Annotated in this window: 17 protein-coding genes; 8 read left to right on the plus strand and 9 right to left on the minus strand. The window is 73.6% G+C overall.

Annotated features, from left to right (window positions below; translation table 11 throughout):
- Positions 1-3 precede the first annotated feature (3 nt).
- Both purF and AOM04_RS13160 read right to left on the minus strand, forming a co-directional pair.
- Positions 4-1,509, minus strand: a complete 1,506-nt coding sequence (gene purF, locus AOM04_RS13155; protein WP_062465246.1) for an amidophosphoribosyltransferase — start codon at positions 1,507-1,509, stop codon at positions 4-6.
- Complete coding sequence (locus AOM04_RS13160) at positions 1,506-1,823, minus strand: hypothetical protein (protein WP_062465247.1); 318 nt, start codon at positions 1,821-1,823, stop codon at positions 1,506-1,508. Before AOM04_RS13160 ends, purF begins: the two co-directional genes overlap by 4 nt.
- 69 nt (positions 1,824-1,892) lie before the next feature.
- On the opposite strand from AOM04_RS13160, the gene AOM04_RS13165 reads away from it, so the two are divergent.
- From AOM04_RS13165 to AOM04_RS13175, 3 genes are all read left to right on the plus strand, one after another.
- Positions 1,893-2,681: a sensor histidine kinase gene (locus tag AOM04_RS13165; RefSeq protein WP_062465248.1), complete on the plus strand. Its 789-nt coding sequence runs from the start codon at positions 1,893-1,895 to the stop codon at positions 2,679-2,681.
- Positions 2,678-3,331 carry a response regulator gene (locus AOM04_RS13170; protein WP_062465249.1) on the plus strand — a complete coding sequence of 218 codons (654 nt, stop codon included), beginning with the start codon at positions 2,678-2,680 and terminating at the stop codon, positions 3,329-3,331. Before AOM04_RS13165 ends, AOM04_RS13170 begins: the two co-directional genes overlap by 4 nt.
- A 93-nt stretch (positions 3,332-3,424) precedes the next feature.
- Positions 3,425-4,630: a serpin family protein gene (locus AOM04_RS13175; RefSeq protein ID WP_062465250.1), complete on the plus strand. Its 1,206-nt coding sequence runs from the start codon at positions 3,425-3,427 to the stop codon at positions 4,628-4,630.
- A 27-nt stretch (positions 4,631-4,657) separates the two neighbouring features.
- Here the strand turns inward: AOM04_RS13175 and AOM04_RS13180 are convergent, their stop codons facing one another.
- Complete coding sequence (locus tag AOM04_RS13180) at positions 4,658-5,917, minus strand: ATP-binding protein (RefSeq protein ID WP_062465251.1); 1,260 nt, start codon at positions 5,915-5,917, stop codon at positions 4,658-4,660.
- 238 nt (positions 5,918-6,155) lie between these two features.
- On the opposite strand from AOM04_RS13180, the gene AOM04_RS13185 reads away from it, so the two are divergent.
- Genes AOM04_RS13185 through AOM04_RS13205 form a run of 5 tightly spaced genes read left to right on the plus strand, consistent with a single transcriptional unit; the run spans position 6,156 to position 14,599 of the window.
- Positions 6,156-6,908: an ABC transporter ATP-binding protein gene (locus AOM04_RS13185; RefSeq protein ID WP_062465252.1), complete on the plus strand. Its 753-nt coding sequence runs from the start codon at positions 6,156-6,158 to the stop codon at positions 6,906-6,908.
- Complete coding sequence (locus AOM04_RS13190) at positions 6,905-8,725, plus strand: hypothetical protein (protein ID WP_062465253.1); 1,821 nt, start codon at positions 6,905-6,907, stop codon at positions 8,723-8,725. Before AOM04_RS13185 ends, AOM04_RS13190 begins: the two co-directional genes overlap by 4 nt.
- Positions 8,722-10,539, plus strand: coding sequence for a hypothetical protein (locus AOM04_RS13195; RefSeq protein ID WP_062465254.1), 1,818 nt, complete (start codon positions 8,722-8,724; stop codon positions 10,537-10,539). Before AOM04_RS13190 ends, AOM04_RS13195 begins: the two co-directional genes overlap by 4 nt.
- Before the next feature lie 14 nt (positions 10,540-10,553).
- Positions 10,554-12,524, plus strand: a complete 1,971-nt coding sequence (locus tag AOM04_RS13200; protein ID WP_062465255.1) for an FtsX-like permease family protein — start codon at positions 10,554-10,556, stop codon at positions 12,522-12,524.
- Complete coding sequence (locus AOM04_RS13205) at positions 12,521-14,599, plus strand: FtsX-like permease family protein (RefSeq protein WP_062465256.1); 2,079 nt, start codon at positions 12,521-12,523, stop codon at positions 14,597-14,599. Before AOM04_RS13200 ends, AOM04_RS13205 begins: the two co-directional genes overlap by 4 nt.
- Positions 14,600-14,620: 21 nt before the next feature.
- On the opposite strand, the gene AOM04_RS13210 is transcribed toward AOM04_RS13205, so the two are convergent.
- From AOM04_RS13210 to purL, 6 genes are all read right to left on the minus strand, one after another.
- Positions 14,621-14,983, minus strand: coding sequence for a helix-turn-helix domain-containing protein (locus tag AOM04_RS13210; protein ID WP_062465257.1), 363 nt, complete (start codon positions 14,981-14,983; stop codon positions 14,621-14,623).
- A 410-nt stretch (positions 14,984-15,393) separates the two neighbouring features.
- Positions 15,394-15,765 (minus strand): sterol carrier family protein, encoded by a 372-nt coding sequence (locus AOM04_RS13215; RefSeq protein ID WP_062465258.1) that lies wholly within the window; start codon positions 15,763-15,765, stop codon positions 15,394-15,396.
- Positions 15,766-15,778: 13 nt separating this feature from the next.
- Positions 15,779-16,054 (minus strand): Txe/YoeB family addiction module toxin, encoded by a 276-nt coding sequence (locus AOM04_RS13220; protein WP_062465259.1) that lies wholly within the window; start codon positions 16,052-16,054, stop codon positions 15,779-15,781.
- Positions 16,051-16,302 carry a type II toxin-antitoxin system Phd/YefM family antitoxin gene (locus tag AOM04_RS13225; RefSeq protein ID WP_062465260.1) on the minus strand — a complete coding sequence of 84 codons (252 nt, stop codon included), beginning with the start codon at positions 16,300-16,302 and terminating at the stop codon, positions 16,051-16,053. Before AOM04_RS13225 ends, AOM04_RS13220 begins: the two co-directional genes overlap by 4 nt.
- A gap of 57 nt (positions 16,303-16,359) precedes the next feature.
- Positions 16,360-19,521, minus strand: coding sequence for a glycoside hydrolase family 2 TIM barrel-domain containing protein (locus AOM04_RS13230; protein ID WP_062465261.1), 3,162 nt, complete (start codon positions 19,519-19,521; stop codon positions 16,360-16,362).
- Positions 19,522-19,543: 22 nt separating this feature from the next.
- Positions 19,544-21,850, minus strand: coding sequence for a phosphoribosylformylglycinamidine synthase subunit PurL (purL, locus tag AOM04_RS13235; RefSeq protein WP_062465262.1), 2,307 nt, complete (start codon positions 21,848-21,850; stop codon positions 19,544-19,546).
- Between the last annotated feature and the right edge of the window lie 38 nt (positions 21,851-21,888).

The following is a 21,888-nucleotide window of genomic DNA, read 5'->3' on the forward strand; positions in this document are numbered from 1 at the left end:
TGTTCAGGCCTCCACGGGCTGGGACACCAGCAGGTGCCGGGCGTTCACGGGCGGCTCGACCGGGTACGTGCCGGTGAAGCACGCGGTGCACAGGCGGGACTCCGCCTGCTCGGTCGCGGCGAGCATGCCCTCGAGCGAGATGTAGCCGAGCGAGTCCGCGCCGATGTCGTCGCGGATCTCCTCGATGGCGTGGCCCACGGCGGCGAGCTCGTCGCGCGTGGGGAAGTCGATGCCGTAGAAGCACGGCCACTGGACCGGCGGCGAGGAGATGCGCACGTGCACCTCGGCCGCGCCGGCCTCGCGCAGCATCGCGACCAGCGCGCGCTGCGTGTTGCCGCGCACGATCGAGTCGTCGACCACCACGAGGCGCTGGCCGGCGATGACCTCGCGCAACGGGTTGAGCTTGAGCCGGATGCCCAGCTGACGCAGCGTCTGCGACGGCTGGATGAACGTGCGGCCCACGTAGGAGTTCTTCACGAGGCCCTGCGCGAACGGGATGCCCGAGGCCTGCGCGTAGCCGACGGCGGCGGGCGTGCCGGACTCCGGGACGGGGATGACCATGTCGGCCTCGACGGGGTGCTCCGCCGCGAGGGTACGGCCCATCGCGAGCCGCGCGGCCTGCACGGAGCGGCCCGCGATCGTGGTGTCGGGGCGCGCGAGGTAGACGTACTCGAAGATGCAGCCCTTGGGGTCGGCCGCGGCGAAGCGGCGCGAGCGCACGCCGGTCTCGTCGATGACGAGCAGCTCGCCCGGCTCGACCTCGCGCTCGTGCTTGGCGCCCACGATGTCGAGCGCGGCGGTCTCCGACGCGAGCACCCAGCCGCCCGAGGGCAGCTTGCCGAGCACGAGCGGGCGGAAGCCCTGCGGGTCGCGCGCGGCGTACATGCGGTGCTCGTCCATCCACACGAACGAGAAGGCGCCCTCGACCTGCGGCAGGAGATCCATGGCGACCTCCTCGAGCGAGTCGAAGCCCTCGGCGCCGAGCAGCGCGGTCACGATCGCCGTGTCCGTGCACTTGCCGCCCTTGAGGTCGAGGCGCTTGGCCATGCCCTCGCGCGCGATGAGCAGGTCGAGCAGCTCCTGCACGTTGGTGAGGTTGCCGTTGTGGCCCAGCGCGATGGTGCCGTGCGCTGTCGGGCCGAGCGTCGGCTGCGCGTTCGCCCAGACGGACGCGCCGGTGGTGGAGTAGCGCGTGTGGCCCACGGCCATGTGGCCCTGGAGCGCCTCGAGCGCACCCTCGTCGAACACCTGCGACACGAGGCCCATGTCCTTGAACACCAGGATGTTCTCGCCGTTGGAGGTGGCGATGCCCGCGGACTCCTGCCCGCGGTGCTGGAGCGCGTAGAGCCCGAAGTAGGCGAGCTTGGCGACCTCCTCGCCGGGTCCGAAGACGCCGAACACGCCGCACTCGTCCTGCGGGGTCGACTCGCCCTGGAGGAGGTCGTGGTTCAGGCGGCCGTCGCCGCCGCGGCGGGCGGTCAGCGGGGTGCCGTCGGGGCGTCGGTTCATCGGCCGGTCTCCGTTCGGGGGGACGATGCGCGGTCGAGGCTCGTCGCCACGGCACCTCCGATGATGGCGCCGAAGAGGCAGAAGCCGAGCGCCATGAGGAGGAACACGAGGAAGCGGCCCACGCCGGTGGAGTTGGGGAGGACGATCGCGAGGATCGCCGCGAGGAGGATGCCCAGACCCACGCCGGTGCCGACGAACGGGCCGAAGCGAGGTGCGTTGCGGATCGCGGCGGGTACGGCGACGCTCTCGAGGTTCTCCGGCAGGGGCTGCTCGGGACCGGCGGATGCGTTGTCGTGCTGGGGGACGTCGCTCACGCATCGATTCTAGGCGGTGCCCGCACGGGCGAGGAACGGCCGTCGGACCCTGGCCGTACAGTGAGCGCCATGACCTGGGGGCTCGCGGTGATCGCGGTCGCCGCGACGGCGGTCGCGGCCGTGCTCGGCGTGCGCCTCGCGGTGGAGCGCAGGCGCTTCGCGGCCCTCGCCCGCGCGCGCGAACGCGACGGAGAGGCCGCCCTCGCGCTGGCCGCCTCCAACGAGCGCGCGCGCATCGCCCGCGAGATGCACGACGTGGTCGCGCACACGCTGTCCGTGGTGGTCGCGCAGGCCGACGGCGGTCGCTTTGCCGGCCGCACCGACGCGGCGGCAGCGCTCCAGAGCCTCGACACCATCGCCGACGTCAGCCGCTCCGCGCTCGCCGAGATGCGCGCCCTCCTCGGGGTCCTGCGCGACGGCGACGGCGAGGCCGCGCTCGGCCCGCAGCCCGCGCTCGCCGACATCCCCGCCCTGGTCGCCCAGATGCGCGAGGGCGGCCTCGAGGTCTCGTACGTCACCACCGGCACCCCGCGGCCCCTGCCGGTCGGCGCGGGCCTCGCCGCGTACCGCATCGTCCAGGAGGCCCTCACGAACGTGCTCAAGCACGCCGGGCCGCACGTGACCGCGTTCGTGCAGCTGCGGTGGGAGGACGATGCGCTGGCGGTGGCCGTGTCCGACGACGGCCGGGGCGCGGCGGCGCGGGGCGACGGCGCCGGGCTCGGGATCGCCGGCATGGCCGAGCGCGCCACCGTCTTCGGGGGCACGCTGACGGCGGGGCCCCGCGCGGGCGGCGGCTTCCTCGTGCGCGCCCGCCTACCCCTCACCCCCCGCACCTCACCCCAGATGGAGGACGCATGATCCGGGTCGCCCTGGTCGACGACCAGCAGCTCATCCGCGCCGGCTTCCGCATGGTGGTCGACTCGCAAGAGGACATGACCGTGGTCGCGGAGGCCGGCGACGGCGACTGCGCGGTCACCGGCCTCGCGACGCTCGAGGCGCCCGCCGACGTGGTCCTCATGGACGTCCGGATGCCCGGCACGGACGGGATCGCGGCGTGCGCGGCGATCACCGCATCGTCCGATACCAGGGTGATCATCCTCACGACGTTCGACCTCGACGAGTACGTGGTCGCCGCCATCCGGGCGGGCGCATCCGGGTTCCTCCTCAAGGACGCGCCGCCCGAGGATCTGCTCGCCGCGATCCGGACGGTGCACGCGGGCGACGCGGTGATCGCGCCGAGCTCGACGCGGCGGCTGCTCGCGCGCGTCGCGTCGCTGCCGGACCCGGTGGACGATGCGCGGCTCGCGGGCCTCACCGACCGCGAGCGCGAGGTGCTCGAGCTGATGGCGCGCGGGCTGTCGAACCACGAGATCTGCGCGGAGCTGTACCTCGCCGAGCCGACCGTGAAGACCCACGTGGGACGCGTGCTCGCGAAGCTGGGCGCACGCGACCGCGTGCAGGCGGTGGTGATCGCGTTCGAGGCGGGGCTGGTGAGCCCGCGAGGCTGAGGCAGGACCCAACGGAGGGGGTGCGCGGTGCGTCGGACACTGATGACGGGTGCGATCGGGGTCGCTGTCGGAGGGCTCGTGTTGGCTGGATGCATGTCGCCCGCCGTGCCCGCCGCTCCCGAGGTCCCGCGGCCCGCGCCCACGCCCTCGGCCGCCGTGCCGCTGGCCGGCGCGCTCAACGAGACCGGCCTGCGCATCTTCCGCGCGGCCGCGGGCGACACGAACCTCGCCGTCTCCCCCGTGTCGCTCGGTCTCGCGTTCGGGATGGTCGACGCGGGGGCCTCCGGCCCCGTGGACGCGGCGCTCCAGGAGCTCTTCGCATATCCCGCGGAGGGCGAGTCGCTGCTGAGCGCGTTCAACTCGCTCGACCTCGGGGTGTCGAGCGAGAAGGGCGACGGCGCGGAGAACGCGCTGGGCGACACGGTGGACCTGCCGATCGTGCGGGTCGCCAACTCGGCGTGGTTCGACGATCGCGTCACGCCCGATCCTACGTACGTGGACAAGGTGCAGACCTGGTTCGGGGCCGAGGCGACGACCGCGCCGCTCGTCGACGACCCCGCCGGCTCGCGCGAGCGGATCGACGCCTGGGTCAAGGACCGCACCGAGGGGCTCATCCCGCACGTGATGCCGGTGGACGTCCCGCGACCCGAGACGCGCTTCATCCTCGTCAACACCGTGTACCTGAAGGCGCAGTGGTGGGACCCGTTCGCGGCGGAGGTCACGTCCGAGGAGGACTTCCACCTCGCCGGCGGCGGCACCGCCACCGCCGAGCTCATGACGCACGGCACCTACGCGGACTACGTGCTGACCGACGACTACGACGCGGTCGCGCTGCGCTACGTCGGCGACCTCGAGATGCTCGTCGTGGTCCCGCACGAGGGCGCGTTCACCCAGGTCCGCGACGGCCTCGACGCGGCCGTGCTCGCCGACATCGATGCCGGCCTCGAGAACGGCCACGTCCTGGTCAGGCTGCCGAAGTTCTCCACGGAGTCGGCGGTCGACCTCGCCGACGTGATCGAGAACGGCGTCGGCGTGTCCGGCCTGTTCCGCACGATCGGGCTGGACGGCATCGGCCCCGAGCTCGAGGTTGGCGCGGCGGTCCACGCGACCAAGGTGATCGTGGACGAGAAGGGCACCGAGGCCGCCGCCGCGACCGTCGTCGAGGGAGCCGCGGGGGCCGCCCCGCCCGAGTTCGACGCGGAGATCGTCGCCGACCACCCGTTCCTCTACGTCATCCGCGACCGCGGCACCGGCGCGATCCTCTTCGTCGGCCAGTACGTTGACCCCGCCGGGGCCTGACGTCGGCGCGACGACGCGAGCTCCAACTCAGGGCCCGAGACAGGCAAGCGGCACCACGTGGACGCCGTCGTCACGCGTGTAGGCGTACTCGCCTCCCGTGATGATGATGCGCGCGGCGGGGCCTCCGGAGCGGCTCGTGTCGATCTTGTCCTCCAGCGTGCGCAGCGACGCCGCCGCATCGCCGACACGGCTCGCCGCGAGCTTGACCTCGACCAATGCCCACCGGCCGTCGCGCAACTGGATGACCGCGTCGGCTTCCGTCCCCCGCGCGTCTCGGTAGTGCAGGATCTCACCGTCGAGCAACTGGGCGTAGACCCGCAGGTCACGCACCGCCAGGGACTCGAAGAGCAGGCCGAACGACTCGAGGTCTTGCAGCAACCGGTCCGGGCTCGCACCCATCGCCGCGGCCGCGAGCGAGGGGTCGACGAAGTGGCGCACGGGCGCCTTGCGCACGACATCCCTTGAACGCAGGTGCGGGCCCCAGCTCGGCTGTTCCTCGATCACCCAGATCCGCTCGAGCGCGGCGATGTACTCGGCAACGGTGTCGTCCTTGATGGCGGGCTCACCGACTGCAACCGTGTCCCGAGCGATCGTCGCCATGCTCGCCGAGGTCGCGACATGCCGGGCGTACGAGGCGAGCATGCGGCGCACTCGCGATGCGTCGCGGCGCGACGCACGCGGGTCCGCACTGCTGATGTCGACACGAGCGATGTCGTCGAGGTACGAGCGAAGTGTGCGCTGAGCCTGAGCAGCGGCGAGGGATTGGAGCGCGGGCCACCCGCCTCGCACGACGATCTCGGCGAGGTCGGGCACGGATACCGACGTCACGCTTCCCTGAACCGTGCCGCCGTCGAGCAGGTGGGCGAGCGAGACCTCACCCGAGGATGCGCCGGACTCGAGGAGCGTCATCGGGCGCATGCGGAACCGGATGATCCGCCCCGCGCCCGAGTGGCGCGTCACGTCGTCCGCCGGAGTCGCGGAGCCGGTGAGGATGAACCGGCCGGGCTCCACTGTCTCGTCGACGGCGTGGCGAACCTGGTTCCACAGGCGTGGCGCGAGCTGCCACTCGTCGATCAGACGGGGTGACGCGCCGTCCAGGAGCAGGGCCGGCAACGCCTCGGCCATCGCGAGCGCCCCGTCGTCCGAATCGAGCAGGACCTCACTCGCCGCGGCCTGGCGCGCCGTCGCAGTCTTGCCGCACGCGCGCGGACCCTCGACGAGAACGGCGCCAGCCGCTTCCAGCGCCTCCAGGAGCAGCCGGTCGGCAACCCGACTTCGGTACGTCATCCCTGGATCATAGGCATGAGCGGGAGATTAGAGAAGATTTCAACGGGGATTTTGTAAGCCTTCGGGAGGGGAATCTGAGAACGCTCAGGCGGACGTTCCACAAGCGGGCGCTCCGCGCTCGCTCGCCCGCACCGCCCGTGGCCCCATCCTTCTCGCCAGATGTCATACCTGGGTACCACCCCAGAACAGTGCGGAGGGACGATGCGCGGGCGGGGCGGGCGCCGATAGTTTCGCTGGCATGGACACCAGGGGGGACGTCCCTCTCGCGCTCAAGGCGCGGGGGCTGACGAAGATCTACGGCGCGGGCGACGCCGCCGTGACCGCGGTCGACCACGTGGACCTCGACATCCCGGCCGGCGTGCTCACCGCCGTCATGGGGCCATCGGGGTCGGGCAAGACCACGCTCGTGCATCTGCTCGCCGGGCTCGACCGGCCCGACTCCGGCCAGGTGTGGGTGGGCGACGACGAGATCACGGCCATGAAGGACAAGCAGCTGGCGCGGGTGCGCGGGCGCATCGTCGGCTTCGTCTTCCAGGGCTTCAACCTGCTGCAGACCATGACGGCGCGAGAGAACATCGTGCTGCCGCTCCGACTCAACGCGCTGCCCGCGGACGACGCGTGGCTCGCCTCGCTCGTGGACATGCTCGGGATCGGGCGCGAGCTCGACCGCCGCCCCTACGAGATGTCGGGCGGCCAGCAGCAGCGCGTCGCGATCGCGCGGGCACTCATCACCCGGCCGCGCATCGTCCTCGCGGACGAGCCGACCGGCAACCTCGACACCCACGCGAGCGCGGAGATCCTCGCGCACCTGCGCCAGTCGTGCCGCGAGCTCGGACAGTCGGTGGTGATGGTGACGCACGACCCGACCGCGGCGTCGTACGCGGGGCGCGTGCTGCTGTTCGCGGACGGCAAGGTCGCCGGGCACGTCACCGACCCGACGCCGGAGGCCGTGCTGGCCGGGCTCGACGCGCTCGCAGGGGTCGAGCGATGAGGCGCGTCGCGGCATTCGTCGCGGGGGCTGCGGCGGCGGCCGCGATGGGCGCGACTCTCGACTGGAACCTGCGCGAGTGCGCCGACGTGTGCGGCATGGCCCCCGAGTCCCTCACCTGGTTCTCGGTCGGGGTGATCGCCCTCTACGCGTCGGTGCCGATGGCGCTGCTCACGGCCGTGCTGGTGTGGACCCTCGGGATCCGGCCGGCCGCTCCCGGCGAGGCCGCGGTGCGGGTCGCGCTGGGCGAGTCCGTGGCGCAGGGGACGGCGCGCGCGGCGCTCACGGGGCTGCGGGACGGCCTCGCGGTGGCGACCGCCGCGTATCTGGTCACGGGCGCGATCCACGTCGCGCTGGAGACCACGCGCGGGTGGGCGGCCTTCTCCACCGACACGATCTACTGGGCGATGCGCGGCATCGAGGGGATCCTCGTCGCGCTCTGTCTCGCAACCGCGCACGCGATCGCGGTATGGCGACCGCGGCGCACCCCGGTCGAACGCCTGCGCGAGGACCTGGCGCCGTACGCGCCGCGCCGCGCGGGCCGCGGCGCCGTGGTGCTCGCGCTCGTCGCCGCGGCGGCCGCCGCGGCCGTCGTGGGGGTCGCCTTGGTCGCCGGCGTCGTACCCGCGTCACCGGCCACCGCCACAGCCGGCGTCGCGTGGACGGTCGCGGCCGTCGCGCTCGTGGCGCTCGCGCTCGGGGTCGTGGTGCCGGCGGCGCGACGCGCCGTCCCGCACGCGGTCGCGGCGGCCGCCGGCCTCTCCGACCGCCTGGACGCGCCGCGGCTGTCCGCGGTGCTCGCGGCCCGCGCAGCAGCGCCCACCAGGTCGGGCGGGCGTGCGGTCATGGTGCTCGGCGCCCTCGCGTTCGCGGTCGCGGCCATGAGCGACGCGCCGACAGGCCTGCACCAGAGCGAGCGGTTCGTGATGACCGTCACCGAGCCCACCGATGCGGCTCCCGGCACCGCCGCGCGCCTGGCGGCGATCAACGGTGTCGCCGCCGTGGTCACGGCGGATGCGCGCGCAGGCGCCGACGCGATGCACACCGTGGTCCGGGTCGACCCCGCCACGCTCGCGGGTCTCGACGACGCCCTCGCGGACGCGCTGCTCGCGCACCCCGGCGCCGTCGTCGCCCCGACCTCGACCGTGGCGGATGTCACGAACGGGGACCTGCGCCCGACGGGCATCGTGCCGCTGGCCGGCGGCGACGCCGCCTTCATCGACGCCGCGACGACGTCCGGCCCGCCGAGCGAGCTCGCCCACCTCATCTACGCGGCGGACGGCGCCGACAAGCGCGCGATCATCGCCGCCGTCGGTGGCGCGATCGACGATGCGCCGGGCATGGGCGCGCTGTACCCCGACGGGTGGCAGCGCGGCGCCCCCGACGCGGTGCCGGGCTGGATCCTGTACCGCGTCGCCGTGCTCGCGCTGCTGGTCGCCCCGCTCGCGGCGGGAGCGATGCGCGCGGGCGCCCGTGAGGCGGCCACCATGGCGGCGCTCGGCGCCGAGGCGACGGTCGTCCGGTCCGCGCTCGCGGTCGAGGGGCTCGCGCTCGCGGCGATGGCGTGCGGGGCGGGTATCGCGTCCGGGACGGCGACGCGCGCCATCCTCGAGGCGCTCGGTGCGGCACAAGCCTCGCTCGACGGCGTCATCACCGACTCGTATCTGGGCACCGCGCTCGCGTCCGTCGCGTGGAGCGACGCGATCACGTGGGGAGTGACGATGGTCGCCGTCTACGGCGCCGTCTCCGCGCTCATCGCAGCGGGCATGCATCTCGAGACGCCCGCGGAGGCGTTGCGGGACCTGGCGGTGGCCCGATGAGGCGCGTCGCGGCGGTCGCCACCGGCGTGCTCGCGCTCGCGCTCATGCTCATCGCCGAGCCGTGGGGACGGCTCGACTGCCGCCCGGGCGAGTGCTCGATGAGCTCCGAGGGGGTCGGCTGGGCGTGGGAGGCGATCGGGCTGCTGGTCTATCTCGCGATCCCCGCGGCGATCCTGTGCTTCGTGCTGGTCGCGATCCTGCGCATCCGGCCCGCCGACCCCGGCGAGGCGGCGGTGCGCGCGGCGCTCGGCGAGACGGGCGGCGCGGGCGTGCGCCGGGCCGCCCGTCGCGGCCTCCTCGATGGCGCCATCGCCGCGGCGGGCGCCTTCGTGGTGGCCGGCGCGGTCCACCTCGTGCTTCTCGACGCGACCGGGTGGCCGCTCGGCACGGACGCGCAGATGTGGCGCACCCGGCTGTACGAGGGCCTGATCGTGGGCGCCACGCTGGCGGTCGCGCACGTGCTCGCCGCGTGGCGCCCGCGGCGCACGCCCGTCGAGCGGCTGCGTGAGGACGTCGAGGCGGCACGACCGCCGCGGATCGGGCGACGCGTCGCCGTGTTCGGCATCCTCGGCGCGGGCGCGGCCACGGTGATCGTCGTCCTCGCGACGCGCTACGACATCGCGCCGGACTTCCACGCGACCAACGCCGCCGGCATCGCGATCGGGATCGCGTGGATCGGCCTGGTCGGGCTCGGCCTGGGTGCGGTGCTGCCCTGGGCGAGCGGCCTCGCCCCTCGCTTCGTCGCGGTCGCGGCGGGCCTCGCGGACGGCCTGGGAGCGTCCCGGTTGGCGGCGGTGCTGGCCGCGCGCGCATCGTCCCCCACGAAGGCGACGGGGCGGACCGTGCTGGCGGTGGGCGGCATCGTGTTCGCGGTCGTCGTGCTCCTGACGCCGGGAACCGGTGTGCGGCAGTCGGACGCGGCGATCGCGACCGTGGCGCTCTCCGGCGACGCGGACGCCACGGGGTTCGCGGACGCGCTCCGGGCGATCGACGGCGTGGCGGCGGTCCTCGAGGGGACCGAGCTCAGCACGGAGGACTCCTGGTCCACGGTGGTGGCGGTGGACCCCGCCGCCCTGTGGGGCATCGACGACGAGATCGCGGCGGCCCTGACCGCGCACCCCGAGGCAGCGGTATCCGGCGCCACGAATGTGAACGACGTCACCACCGAGGGGTTCACGCCCTCGGGGATCGTGCCCATGCGGGGCGGCTGGGCGTCCTACGTCTCGGCGGATGAGGTGACCGGCGAGGGACACCGGCCGTACTTCCTCATCTACGCCGAGGACGGCGCGGATCGCGCCGCTATCGATCAGGCGGTGAGCCGCGTCCCCACAGATGCGTCCGGCGTCGCGGTCGGCACCGTCGCGGGCGAGCCCGGAGTCCCGGGCCTCATGGGGTTCGCCATCGCCACCGTCGTGCTGACGCTCGTGCTCGCTCCGGTCGCCGCGGGAGCGGTCAAGGCCGGGATGCGCGAGGCGGCGACGCTCGTCGCCCTGGGCGTCGAGACGCGGGTGCTGCGCGTCGCGCTGGTGATCGAGGGTGCCGTCGTGGCTGCGGTGGGCGTGGCGGCGGGCGCCGTCGCGGGCATCGGCACACGGATGACGATCACGGCGCTCGAGGCCGCCCGTCGGTCGCTGACCGGGGTGATCACGGACTCGTTCGCGGGTGCCGCGCTGGAGTCCGTGTGGTGGGCGGGCCTGGTCGGGTGCGGCGTGCTCGTGGTGGCGGTGTTCGCGGGCGTGACGGCCCTCGCGGCCGCGGCCGAGAGGCTCGAGACTCCGGCCGATGCGCTGCGCGGCGGGGCGGCGGCGCGATGAGGCATTTAGGGGCCGTGACGATCGGGCTCGTCGCGCTGCTGGGTGGGATGACGGCACCGCTCGTGATCGTCACCGATGCGTCGGGGAGCAGCTGGCCCGCCGGGCCGTCGCTCGGCCTGTCGACGCTCGCGATGCTGGCGGTGCCGCTCGCGATCGTCAGCCCGCTCGCCTACGCGTTCCGGGTGCTGGGCACACGGCGCGAGGCCATCGCGTGGCGCGCCCGCATCGTGCTGGGCGAGCCTCTCGGCATCCACGTGACCGCGCAGGCCCGGCGCGGGGTCTCCGCCGGCATGGTGGCGTCCGGCGTGGGGCTGGTGGCCGGAGTCGGCTGGCAGGTGGTCGCGGACTGGGCCACGCTCGGCGGCTCCGGCGTGGCCCACTTCGAGGCATGGGGCGTCCCCACGCTCGCCGTGACGCTCGCCGTGTGCGTGGCCGTGACCGCGGTGGTCTACGCGCTCGCCGCCGGGCGGGTGGCCTCCGCCCCGATGGGCGCGAGCGCCGCGCGGGCCGCCGAGGGTGCACCCTCACGCTCCGAGACTCGCATCCGCCTCTGGATGTGGCGCGGGCTGGCGGCGCTGACCGGGGCTTCATTCGGCCTCCTCGCGTGGGATCGGATCTGGTTCGCCCGCGGCTCCGCGTCCGACTCCGTCGCGTCGGGTCTCACGGCCGCCGTCGGGTATGCGACCTTCGCGTTCCTCGTGGGCGGGGCACTGCTCCTCATGCGCGGCGTCGCATTCGCCTCCGCAGCCCTGTCGCGGCGCACGGCGGGGGCGCTGGCCTCCCGGCCGCTCGGGGCGGCCTTTGCGGCGGCCGCGGACGGGCTCGCGCATCGGTCCCGGGTGCGGGTGCTGGCCGCGGGCACCATCGCGACGGTGCTCGTCATCGTCGCGTGCGTCGGCGGCACGGTCGCGGTGAACGATGCGCGGTCGAGCGTCGCGGCGACGCTCTCGCCCCCGTTCATCGTCGCCGCGCTCGACCCGTCGGAGTCCTTCGACACCGCGCCCGGGTACGAGCCGCAGGCCCTGCCGACCTCGCTGGTCGACGCGATCGAGGGCGACGCGCGCATCGTCTCCGTACCCTTCGGCGTGCTGTGGGGTGCCGCGGAGCCGGTCACCGACCCCGCCGCGGGCGCCGCAGCGCCCGACTCGGTGCTGGTCGTCGACCCCGCGCGGCTCACCGCCGTCTCCCCCGACGGACTGCGACCGCTCGGCCTCCAGGACGGCACGGTGACGCGTGGCAACGGCGCAGGCCTCGCGAACGGGATCCTCCCGTGGGAGACCGGACCCGCCGCACTCGACCTGCCCGCGGGCCCGCTGGCGGCCTTCGCGCTGCCGACCGCGGCGTTCGACGCATTCGGCACCGAGGCGTGGGCCGAGCCGGCGGCGGGCGCGGCGCCCGTCACCGGGATGATGCTGTGGCCCGCCGCCGGCGTCACGCGGGACGAGCTCGACGCCGCGATCACCGCGCACGTCGGCGACACGGGCGCACGGATCTGGGAGATCTCGGGGATCCACGGCAGCCTCGCGGCCATCGGGCTACGCGAGACGGGTCTCCTCTACGTCCTGCTCGCGATCGGGGTGGCACTCACGGTGGCGCTGGCGGCCTCGTCGGCCCGCGATCGGCGCACGGAGCTCGCGACGCTCGCCGCGCTGGGCGCCCGATCCGCCTCGCTGCGGTGGGTGCCGGCGCTCGAGGCGGGCGTGACGATCGCGTGCGCGGCGCTCATCGCGCTGCCGACCGGGTTCGTGCTCGCGATGCTCGGCACCCACCCGACGCTGCTGCGCGCGGGAGCTCCGCTCGACGCTGTCGAGACCCTGTGGGACCTGGGCTGGGAGCTCGCGCACCTGGGCTGGACGATGCCGGTGCTGCTGGCGGCCGTCGCGCTGGCGGGCGGCGTGGTCGCGGCGGGGATCGTCGGCGCGACGATGCTGCGCGGCACCCCGGTCGACGAGCTTCGCGAGGCGGAGAAGGAGGGGGCGCTGTGATCATCCAGCTCATGCGGGAGCAGGCGCGGGCGCATCGCGCCTACCTGGCGTGGACGGGGGCGCTCATCGCGGCGACCGTCGGGCTGGCGGTGTTCGTGACGGCCACCGCGCTGCAGCAGCTCGCCGTGACCGCATACGCCGAGCGAGCCTTCGGGCTCGACGGCGAGTGGTCGCGCTCCCTCGAACTCGGGGCCACCTACGGCGACACCGGCACCGCGATCACCCGCGCACAGCTCGATGCGGTCCTCGACGCGGCCGATGCGGACGGCGCGCGGACCGCCGCGCTCCACGAGGTTCCGGGGCTCGGCCTGTGGGCGCCCGGCGCGATCGCGTTCGACGAGGCCGGATTCCCCGCCGCGCAGCGCGCCGCGGAGCCGGCGGGTGTCCGCGGCGCGCTCGACTGGGACGCGCTGCTGCTTGAGGGGCACGCCCCCGGTCTCGGCGAGGTGGTCCTCGACGCCTCGTGGGCCCACGCGACCGGGCTCGGGGTGGGCGACACCCTCGCGGCGGTCTGGCGGGACGACGCGACCGACGACGACTGGCAGCAGGTCGCCTCGCTCACCGTGTCCGGCCTCCTGCACACGTCCTCGGACGGGCGCTACCGGGCCTACCTCCCGCTCGCGCTCCTCGACTGGGAGCAGTCGTTCGACTTCGGGAACCGCATGCGCGTGGAGGTCGCCGCGCAGCGCTCGTCGCCGGAGCTCGAGGACGTCCCGGGGTGGCCGGGGTCGCCGAACTTCGGCGGGTTCACGGGGATGACGGTCGCGGTCGTGCTCGCGCTCACCGCCGCGGTGCTCGCGATCGGCCTGGTCGGCATGGCCTTCGCTGCGGGCCGCGCGCAGGCGGAGCAGCGCACCCGGTGGATCGCCACCGCCCGCGCGCTCGGGGCGCGGCGTGGCACGATCGCCGCGGCCACCCTTCTCGAGGCCCTCGCGATGGGAGCCGTCGCGGGCGCGGCGGCCCTTGCCCTGGGCTGGGCGGCGGCCTGGCTGGACTGGACGGTCTTCACCGCCGCGCGTCCCGACGCACTCGTGCCCGGCCTCCCGCTGCTGCCGCCGTGGCTGGCCCTCGCCGCGCTCGCGCTCGCGCTCGTGCTGGCAGGCATCGTCGGCGCGATCCCCGCGCGCCTCGCCTCCCGTGTCTCCCCCGCCGCGGCGCTCAAGCCCGTCGCGCCCGTTACCGCTGCCGAGCACCCTCCGCGCGTCCGGTCGGCCGTCCTCACCCTGATGTGGGCGGGCACGGTGGCGTGGAGCGTGGTCGAGCTCGAGGGGTGGGCAGCCGCGGGCTTCACCGGCTTCAGCTGGGCGGTCGTGCCCGTGCCGATCGCGGCGATCCTGTCGATCGCCGTCCTCGTCCGATGGACGCGCGACGCGACCCGCGCCGCCGCACGCCGCCTCGCACGGTCGTCACGGCCGTGGGCGCTCGCGGCGGGGATCGCGCTGGTCGGGCGGCCCCGGCAGGCCTCGACGCCGGCGGCCGTGCTCGCGCTCGCGACGGGCGGGCTCGCAGGGGTCCAGGCCTGGGCGGCGCTCTACGGGTGGTCGCGGGGCGGGCCGAGCGCCGAGGCGGGCCTCAGCACGACCGCCTGGTTCGCGACCGCATTCCAGGCCCCGCCGAGCGGCATGATGGGCGTGACCCACGTTCCCTCCGTCGCGGCCCTCACCTGCGGGGCGCTTGCCCTCGTCGCGCTGGCGACGCACCTCGCGACCGCCGCGGCGCATCGGGACGATGCCGTGGCGCAGTCGGCGCTCGGCCTCACGCGCCGCGACGCGCGGCTCGCGCAGGCGGCCACTCTCGGCGTCCCGTTGGCGATCGGCGTGGCGCTCGGCACCGCCATGGGTGCGCTCGTGGCGGTCGCGAGCTTCTTCGGCTACTCGGCGGATAACGAGATCGAGGCCTCACCCGGACAATGGCAGCCCGGTCCCGTCGGGCCCCTGTGGGCGCTGACGAATGTCACCCACATCGTCATCCCGGTGGCCGGCATCGCGCTGATCGGTCTGGCGTCCGTCGCCGTCGCGGCGGCGCTGGCCGGCGCGCTCGCGCCGATCGGCACGCGCGAGCGAATCGCGGCGTAGGCGCCGCCGCAGGTCCGTTGGCTAGCGTCCAGCCTCAGCGTCGACCAGGACGATCCGGCCGCCGAGCGCGCGGGACAACTTCTCGAGGGTCGCGAGGGTCGGGTTCCCCACGCCTCGCTCAATCCGGCTGATCTCAGCCTGCTCGATGCCGGAGAGCCGTTGGAGGTCGGGCTGGGTCAGGCGCCGAGCCCCGCGCAGGCGCGAGATCTCCGCTCCGAGGTCTGCGCGGAGATCCATCTCCGCCTGGAAGGTGCGCGCTGAGGCGGCGTGAACCGCAGCAGCCTCATCGGACCAGCCGGCTCGCACTTCGTCGGCGATCTCACTGAATCGCTTGCCCATCACGACGCTCCCTTCATCGCCCCACCCCAGCATGTGGTGGAGCACATACGCAGTGAACGTCGCCGGCGACGGTCGCGCCACGCAGTCAAGCGCCGGCGCGCCGTCCTGATCTCCCGCTGCTGGCGCTTCGCCGAAGGGTCGCGCCGCCTGTCATAGCCACCCAACAGGAGGATGACCCGGCCTCCATGGAACGAGCCGAAGACCCGGAGCAGCGCCTGTCGATCCGCGCCTGGGCGATCGGCCGATGCACCCGCTATAGCTTCGAGCGACTGACGCACTCGGAACTCGTACAGGCCCCCGCCGATCGCCCTTCCCCACTCGGTGCGACAGATGTCCGGCCCGAGGCGTTCGACGTCGCCCTCGTCCGTGTCCTCGGCGCTCCAGTCGTTCACGTCGCCCCCGATCCCCGCTCCCGACGCTAGCCGGGGGCACCGACAATGCGAGCGGGGGCGGGCCTACAGCGCGAGCGGCAGCAGCGCGGACAGGTCCGAGCGCTCCCCCGACGCATCGACGTCGCCCGCGCCCACCGCATCGTCCCAGGTCAGACGGCCGGTCACGAGGCCGAGCCACACCTCGGGCGACATCTCCACGACGGCGGGCGGGGTGCCTCGACGGTGGACCGATCCCTCGACGCACTGGGTCGCGCCCCACGGCGGGACCCGAACCTCGAGCGAGCGTCCAGGCGCGACGGCGGCGAGCTCCTCGAGCGAGAAGCGGACGGCCATCGCGGTCATGCCGGGCTCGACGTTGCCCGCATCTGTGAGCGCCGCCCACAGGCGGACGGCCTCGCGGCCGGCGGCGACGGGGATGCGGCGGCGGGGAGGCATGGGTCCAGCGTATTCAGTCCGTGTAGTGGAAACGGCAGGCGGCGATGCGCACCTCGTCGCCGACCACCTTGTAGACGAGGCGGTGCTCGTCTGTGATGCGCCGCGACCAGTAGCCGTGAAGGCCGTGCTTGAGCTCCTCAGGCTTGCCGATCCCCTCGTGCGGCGCGCCGTCGGCCGCGCCTCGGACGATGTCCTTGAGGAGCACGTTGATCCGCCGGAGGACCTTCCGATCCTGCTCCTGCCAGTGGACGTAGTCCTCCCAGGCTCGCGCCTGCCACACGAGGATCATTCGAGGAGCTCGTGCACCTCGCCGCGGCCCGCCTCGAGGTCCTCGATGGCGCTCAGCAGCCGGCGCGCGTTGGCTGGGTTCTGGAGGAGGTAGGCGGTCTCCTTGAGCGACTCGTAGTCGTCGAGCGACACGATAACGACCGGCTCATGACCGGCGCGTGTGATGACGACCTCCTCACGGTCATCCACCACCGAGTCGAGGACGCTCGCGTAGTTCTTACGCGACTCCGAATAGGACATCGTCTTCATGGCACACCTCCTGACGTACAGAAAACTGTACGTCCATCGGCGCAACGCACCAAGGGGTCAGGAAGCACCGATCGCGGCGAGGCCCCGCGCGGTCGCGCCCGGGTCCTCGCCCGCGCGCAGCGGCGACAAGGTGAACGCGAGCATGTGGGGCTCGTCGCCTGCAACCGTCGCGAACGGCAGCGCGCGCTCGCCCCACGTGAGCCCGAGGCCCTGCTGCACCGCGTCCACCGACAGGTGCACCAGGCCGTCCGGCTCGAGCTCGAAGGGACGACCGGCCGCCTCGATCGCGGCCTCCGTCACCGGGAGCGTCGCGGCCTCGAGCGGCGCGACGCCCGCGGCGATCAGCAGCCCGGCCCCCGCATCGTCCGTCACGGCCCACCACTCGACGCCCGTGTGGTTGCCGGTTGCCTGCGGGACCACGTACGGGAACACCTGATCCGCGACGGTGGAGGTCCACAGGGAGGTCAGCTGCCCCGCGTGGCGGTCGCCCCAGCTCTCGCCCGGCCCGCGCCCGAGCCACGTGAGGTGCTGGTACATGCCGGGGAGCGTCAACTCCATCCCGACGGCCGGGATCTCGAAGGCGCGCGAGGTGGCTCCCAGGGTCGCATCGACCGCGATCGCCCCGTCGCCCGTGACCGTGTAGGTCGCGTTCCACGAAGGGTCGCCGGTGGCGGGGACCGTGGCGGTCACGTCGAGCGTCACGGCGTCCGCGGACCGGGAGACGATGCGCACGTCGACGTCCTCGAGCGCCTCGCCCGCGCCCTCCCAGGAGCGGGCGTTGTCGGTGACGCCGTTGAGCAGGTCGTTCTGCGTGGGGGCGCGCCAGAAGTCGGGGTGCCAGGGCTCGGCGAGCAGGTCGGCGCCGTCGACGGCGTAGGAGGTGAGCGCCCCGGTCGCGGTGGAGAAGGCCGCGGTGAAGCCCTCGCCGGTCACGGTGATCGCGTCGCCCGAGTCGTCGACGGCCACCCGTCCCGACGTGGAAGGCACGGCGGCGGTCCCGGTGTCCCACGGCATCGTCGTCTGCAGCGAGGCGACCACGTGCCCGGCCGAGGCCCACGCGCTGTCGGAAGCGAGCGCGAAGGACACCGTCACCCGGTAGGTCGCGCCGGCCACCGGGTCGGCAGGCGCGGTGACGGGAACGTCGACCCAGCCCGTCGAGCCCGGCGCGAGCGACACCACGAGCGACCCCGAGTCGACGGGCACGCCGTCGGCCTCGAGCGTCCAGGTGGCCGCGAGCTCAGACAGGTCCGTGAAAAGATGCTCGTTGCGCACCTGGATCCGCGACCCGTCGGAGGACACCAGCTCGACGGGCGCGTACACGGCGGCGAGGTCCGCCAGCTCGGGCTGCGGCACCCGGTCGGGGTTGACCACCCCGTTGAGCGTCCACGGCCCGTCCGTCGGGGCGTCGCCCCAGTCGGAGCCGTAGGACAGGTAGGTCGACCCGGCGGGCGCATCGTCCGCCACGGGAAGCGCGCCCACCCCGCCGTCGATCGGCAGGCGGATCGCCTGGTCCGCCCACTGCCACACGAAGCCGCCCTGCATCTCCGGGTTGGTGTCGATGACCTGCCAGAACTCCTCGATGCCACCCAGGGCGTTCCCGAGCGCGTGCTGGTACTCGGTCATGATCCACGGGCGCCCGGCGGTGGTCGCGGCGCGCTCCTCGAGCGTCGACAGGTACGGATAGAACACCCCGTCGACGTCCGCGACCGTGCTGTCCTCCTGGAAATGGACCAGCCGTCCGGGATCGACGGACCGCAGCCAGTCGGCGGCCTCCGCGAAGATCTCGCCCGGCCCGACCTCGTTGCCCAGCGACCACCACAGGACCGACGGGTGATTCTTGTCGCGCTCGTACAGGCTGACGATGCGGTCCATCACGGCGGCGTCCCACTCGGGGGCGCCGTCGGGGAACCGCCGCAGCTCGTGGGTCTCGAGGTTCGCCTCATCGAGGACGTACATGCCGATCTCGTCGGCGAGGCGGTAGAGGTCCGGGCTCGCCGGGTAGTGCGACGTGCGCACCGCCGTGATGTTGTGCTGACGCATGAGCAGCAGGTCCTCACGGGTCTGCTCCTCGGTGAAGGCCTGCCCGGTGTCGGGACTCATCTCGGAGCGGTTGACGCCCTTGATGTCGAGCGGCATGCCGTTGAGGGTCATGAGCCCGTCCACGATCCCGAACTCGCGGATCCCCACGCGCGTCGCGACCGTCTCGGTCACCTCGCCGCCCTCGAGGAGCTCGTAGACGAGCGTGTAGAGGTACGGGTCCTCGGCGGACCACAGGCGGGCGTCGGGCACGTCGATGGTGGACGATGCGCCGGTCGCCTCCCCGACGACGGCACCCTCGGCGTCGTGCAGCGTGGCGCGGACGGTCGCGTCCCCGACGACCTCGACGTCGGCGTGGACGGTGGCGGAGGCGAGGTCGTCCGCGACGTGGGTGGTGACGGTGTGGTCGGCGAGGTAGGTCAGCGGCGTCGAGTAGAGGTCGACGCTGCGGAAGATGCCGGACAGGTCGATCTGGTCCTGGTTCTCGAGCCACGAGCCGTCGGACCAGCGGTGCACCAGCACCGCGATCGTGTTGGCGCCGGGATGCACCGCTGCGGTGACGTCGAACTCCGCGGGCGAGTAGCTGCTCTCGCTGTACCCGACCTCGATCCCGTTGACCCACACCGTGTACGCGGACTTCACGCCCTGGAAGGCGAGCACCGTGCGGCGGCCGTCCCAGGCGTCCGGGACGTCGAACGAGCGGCGGTACGAGCCGACCGAGTTGCCCTCATCCGGGATGGTGAAGGGGTCGAGCTCCCCGTAGGCCTCCCAGGGGTACTCCTCGTTGAGGTAGACGAGGTCGTGCGTGGCCTGGTCGCCGTAGCCGTCGAGCTGCCACTGGTGGGGCACCTCGACGGTGTCCCACCCCGAAACGTCGACGGCGGGGTCCACGAAGCCGGTGTCCGCGTCCGACGCCGAAGGCGACCAGCGGAAGCTCCACTCGCCGTCGAGGTCGAGGCGCCACGGCGAGGCCTGCTCGGCCTCGTAGGCGCCCTCGGCCAGGACGGTCGCCGCGTCTGCGACGGGCACCGCGCGTGCGGCGGCATCGAGGCGACCCTCCTGGTAGACGCCGGGAGTCCCGGCCCAGGGCGTGGAGGACGCACCCGTGAGCGTCGCGGCGACCACCAGTCCGGCGGTCGCCGCGCACAGCAGGACCAGGCCCGCCCAGGCGCGCGTCCTCACGTGCCCCTACCCGCGCATCGTCCTACGCGAAGCGTGCGGGAAGCGGGGCCTCCCAGGCCTCCTGGAGCTCGGCGACGCCGACCTCGAACTGGCCCTGGACGTCGATGACGTCGCCGCCGGTGACGCCGACGCGGGCGAACGGCACGCCGCGCGCCTCGAGCATCGCCACGAAGCGGGGCTCCTCGGTGCGCGGGACGGTCAGCAGCGCGCGGCCCTGCGACTCCGAGAAGAGCGCCTGCGCGGGGGTCAGCCCGTCGCGCTCGCAGATCTCGTCGAGGACGATGCGCGCGCCGACGCCGTAGCGCAGCGAGCCGTACGCGGCCGCGGCCGCGATGCCGCCCTCCGAGACGTCGCGGGCGGCGTCGACGAGGCCGTCGCGCGAGCAGGCGATGAGGATCTCGGCGAGCTCCTTCTCCCACGCGAGGTCGAGCACGGGCGGCAGTCCGCCGAGGTGACCGTGCGTGGCGGCGAGCTCGGAGCCGTCGAGCTCCGGCTTGGTGGTGCCGACCAGGAACAGCAGCTGGCCGTCCTCGCGCCAGCCCGACGGGGTCGCGCGGGCGACGTCGTCGAGGATGCCGAGGATGCCGACGATCGCGGTCGGGTTGATCGAGGAGTCGATGCGGCCCGGCTCACCGGTGCCGTTGTAGAGCGAGACGTTGCCGCCCGTGACCGGGACGCCGAGCTCCTGGCACGCGTCCGCGAGGCCGCGGATGGCCTCGGCGAACTGCCACATCGAGTCGGGGTCCTCGGGCGAGCCGAAGTTGAGGCCGTCGGTGACGGCGGTCGGCTCGGCGCCGGCGATCGCGACGCCGCGGAAGGCGGCCGCGACGGACTGGCGCGCGCCGCTGTACGGGTCGAGCTTCGTGAAACGGTCGTTGGAGCGGGTCGCGATGGCGACGCCGCGGCCGGTCTCCTCGTCGATGCGGACCACGCCGGCGGTGTCGGGGCGCGACGCGGCGGTGTTGCCCTGGACGTAGCGGTCGTACTGGTGCGTGATCCACTCTCGCGAGGCCATGTTGTCGCTGGTGAGCAGCGTCATGAACGCCTGCTTGAGGGCGTCGCCGTCGGTCGGCAGGGCCGCCGCGAAGCGGTCGGCCTGGAGCCCGTCCATCCACGCGGGACGGTGGAACGGACGGTCGTACACAGGGCCGTCGTGCGCGACGGTGCGCGGGTCCACGTCGACGATGCGCTGACCGTGGTGGTCGATGGTGAGGCGGCCCGAGTCGTTGACCTCGCCGACCACGGCGGACTCGATGTCCCACTTGCCGGTGATCGCGAGGAACTGCTCGAGCTTCTCGGGCGTGACCACCGCCATCATGCGCTCCTGCGACTCCGACATGAGGATCTCGCCGGCGTTCAGGGTGGGGTCGCGCAGCAGGACGTCGTCGAGCCACACGTGCATGCCGCCCGAGCCGTTGGAGGCGAGCTCCGAGGTCGCGCACGAGATGCCGGCCGCGCCGAGGTCCTGGATGCCCTGGACCACGTCGGCCGCGAACAGCTCGAGGCAGCACTCGATGAGCACCTTCTCCATGAAGGGGTCGCCCACCTGGACGGACGGGCGCTTCGCGGGGACGCCGTCCTCGAACGTCTCGGACGCGAGGATCGAGGCGCCGCCGATGCCGTCGCCGCCGGTGCGGGCGCCGAACAGGACGACCTTGTTGCCCACGCCCTCGGCGGACGCGAGGTGGATGTCCTCGTGCTTCATCTTGCCCACGCACAGCGCGTTGACGAGGGGGTTGCCCTGGTAGCAGGAGTCGAAGCGCGCGCCGCCGCCGATGTTGGGCAGGCCGAGCGAGTTGCCGTAGCCGCCGACGCCGGAGACCACGCCGTGGACCACGCGGGCCGTGTCGGGGTGGTCGATCGCGCCGAAGCGCAGCTCGTCCATGCCGGCGACCGGGCGGGCGCCCATCGCGAGGATGTCGCGGACGATGCCGCCGACGCCGGTCGCGGCGCCCTGGTGCGGCTCGACGTAGGACGGGTGGTTGTGCGACTCCACCTTGAACGTGACGGCCCAGCCGTCGCCGATGTCGACCACGCCGGCGTTCTCGCCGATGCCGACCATGAGGCGCTGCTTCATCTCCGGCGTGGTCTTCTCGCCGAACTGGCGCAGGTGCACCTTGGAGGACTTGTACGAGCAGTGCTCCGACCACATGACGGAGTACATCGCGAGCTCCGCGTTGGTGGGCCGGCGACCGAGCAGGTCGCGGATGCGCTGGTACTCGTCGTGCTTGAGGCCCAGCTCTCCCCAGGGCTGCTCCTGGTCGGGGGTCTTCTCCGCGTAGCCGACGGTGTCGAGCTGGGCGGCGGTGGGCTGGAGCGCGTCGGTCATGAAGTCCTCATGGGTGGTGCCGGCGGTGACCCGGCAAT

Source organism: Demequina soli, assembly GCF_000971195.1.
Taxonomy (GTDB): domain Bacteria; phylum Actinomycetota; class Actinomycetes; order Actinomycetales; family Demequinaceae; genus Demequina; species Demequina soli.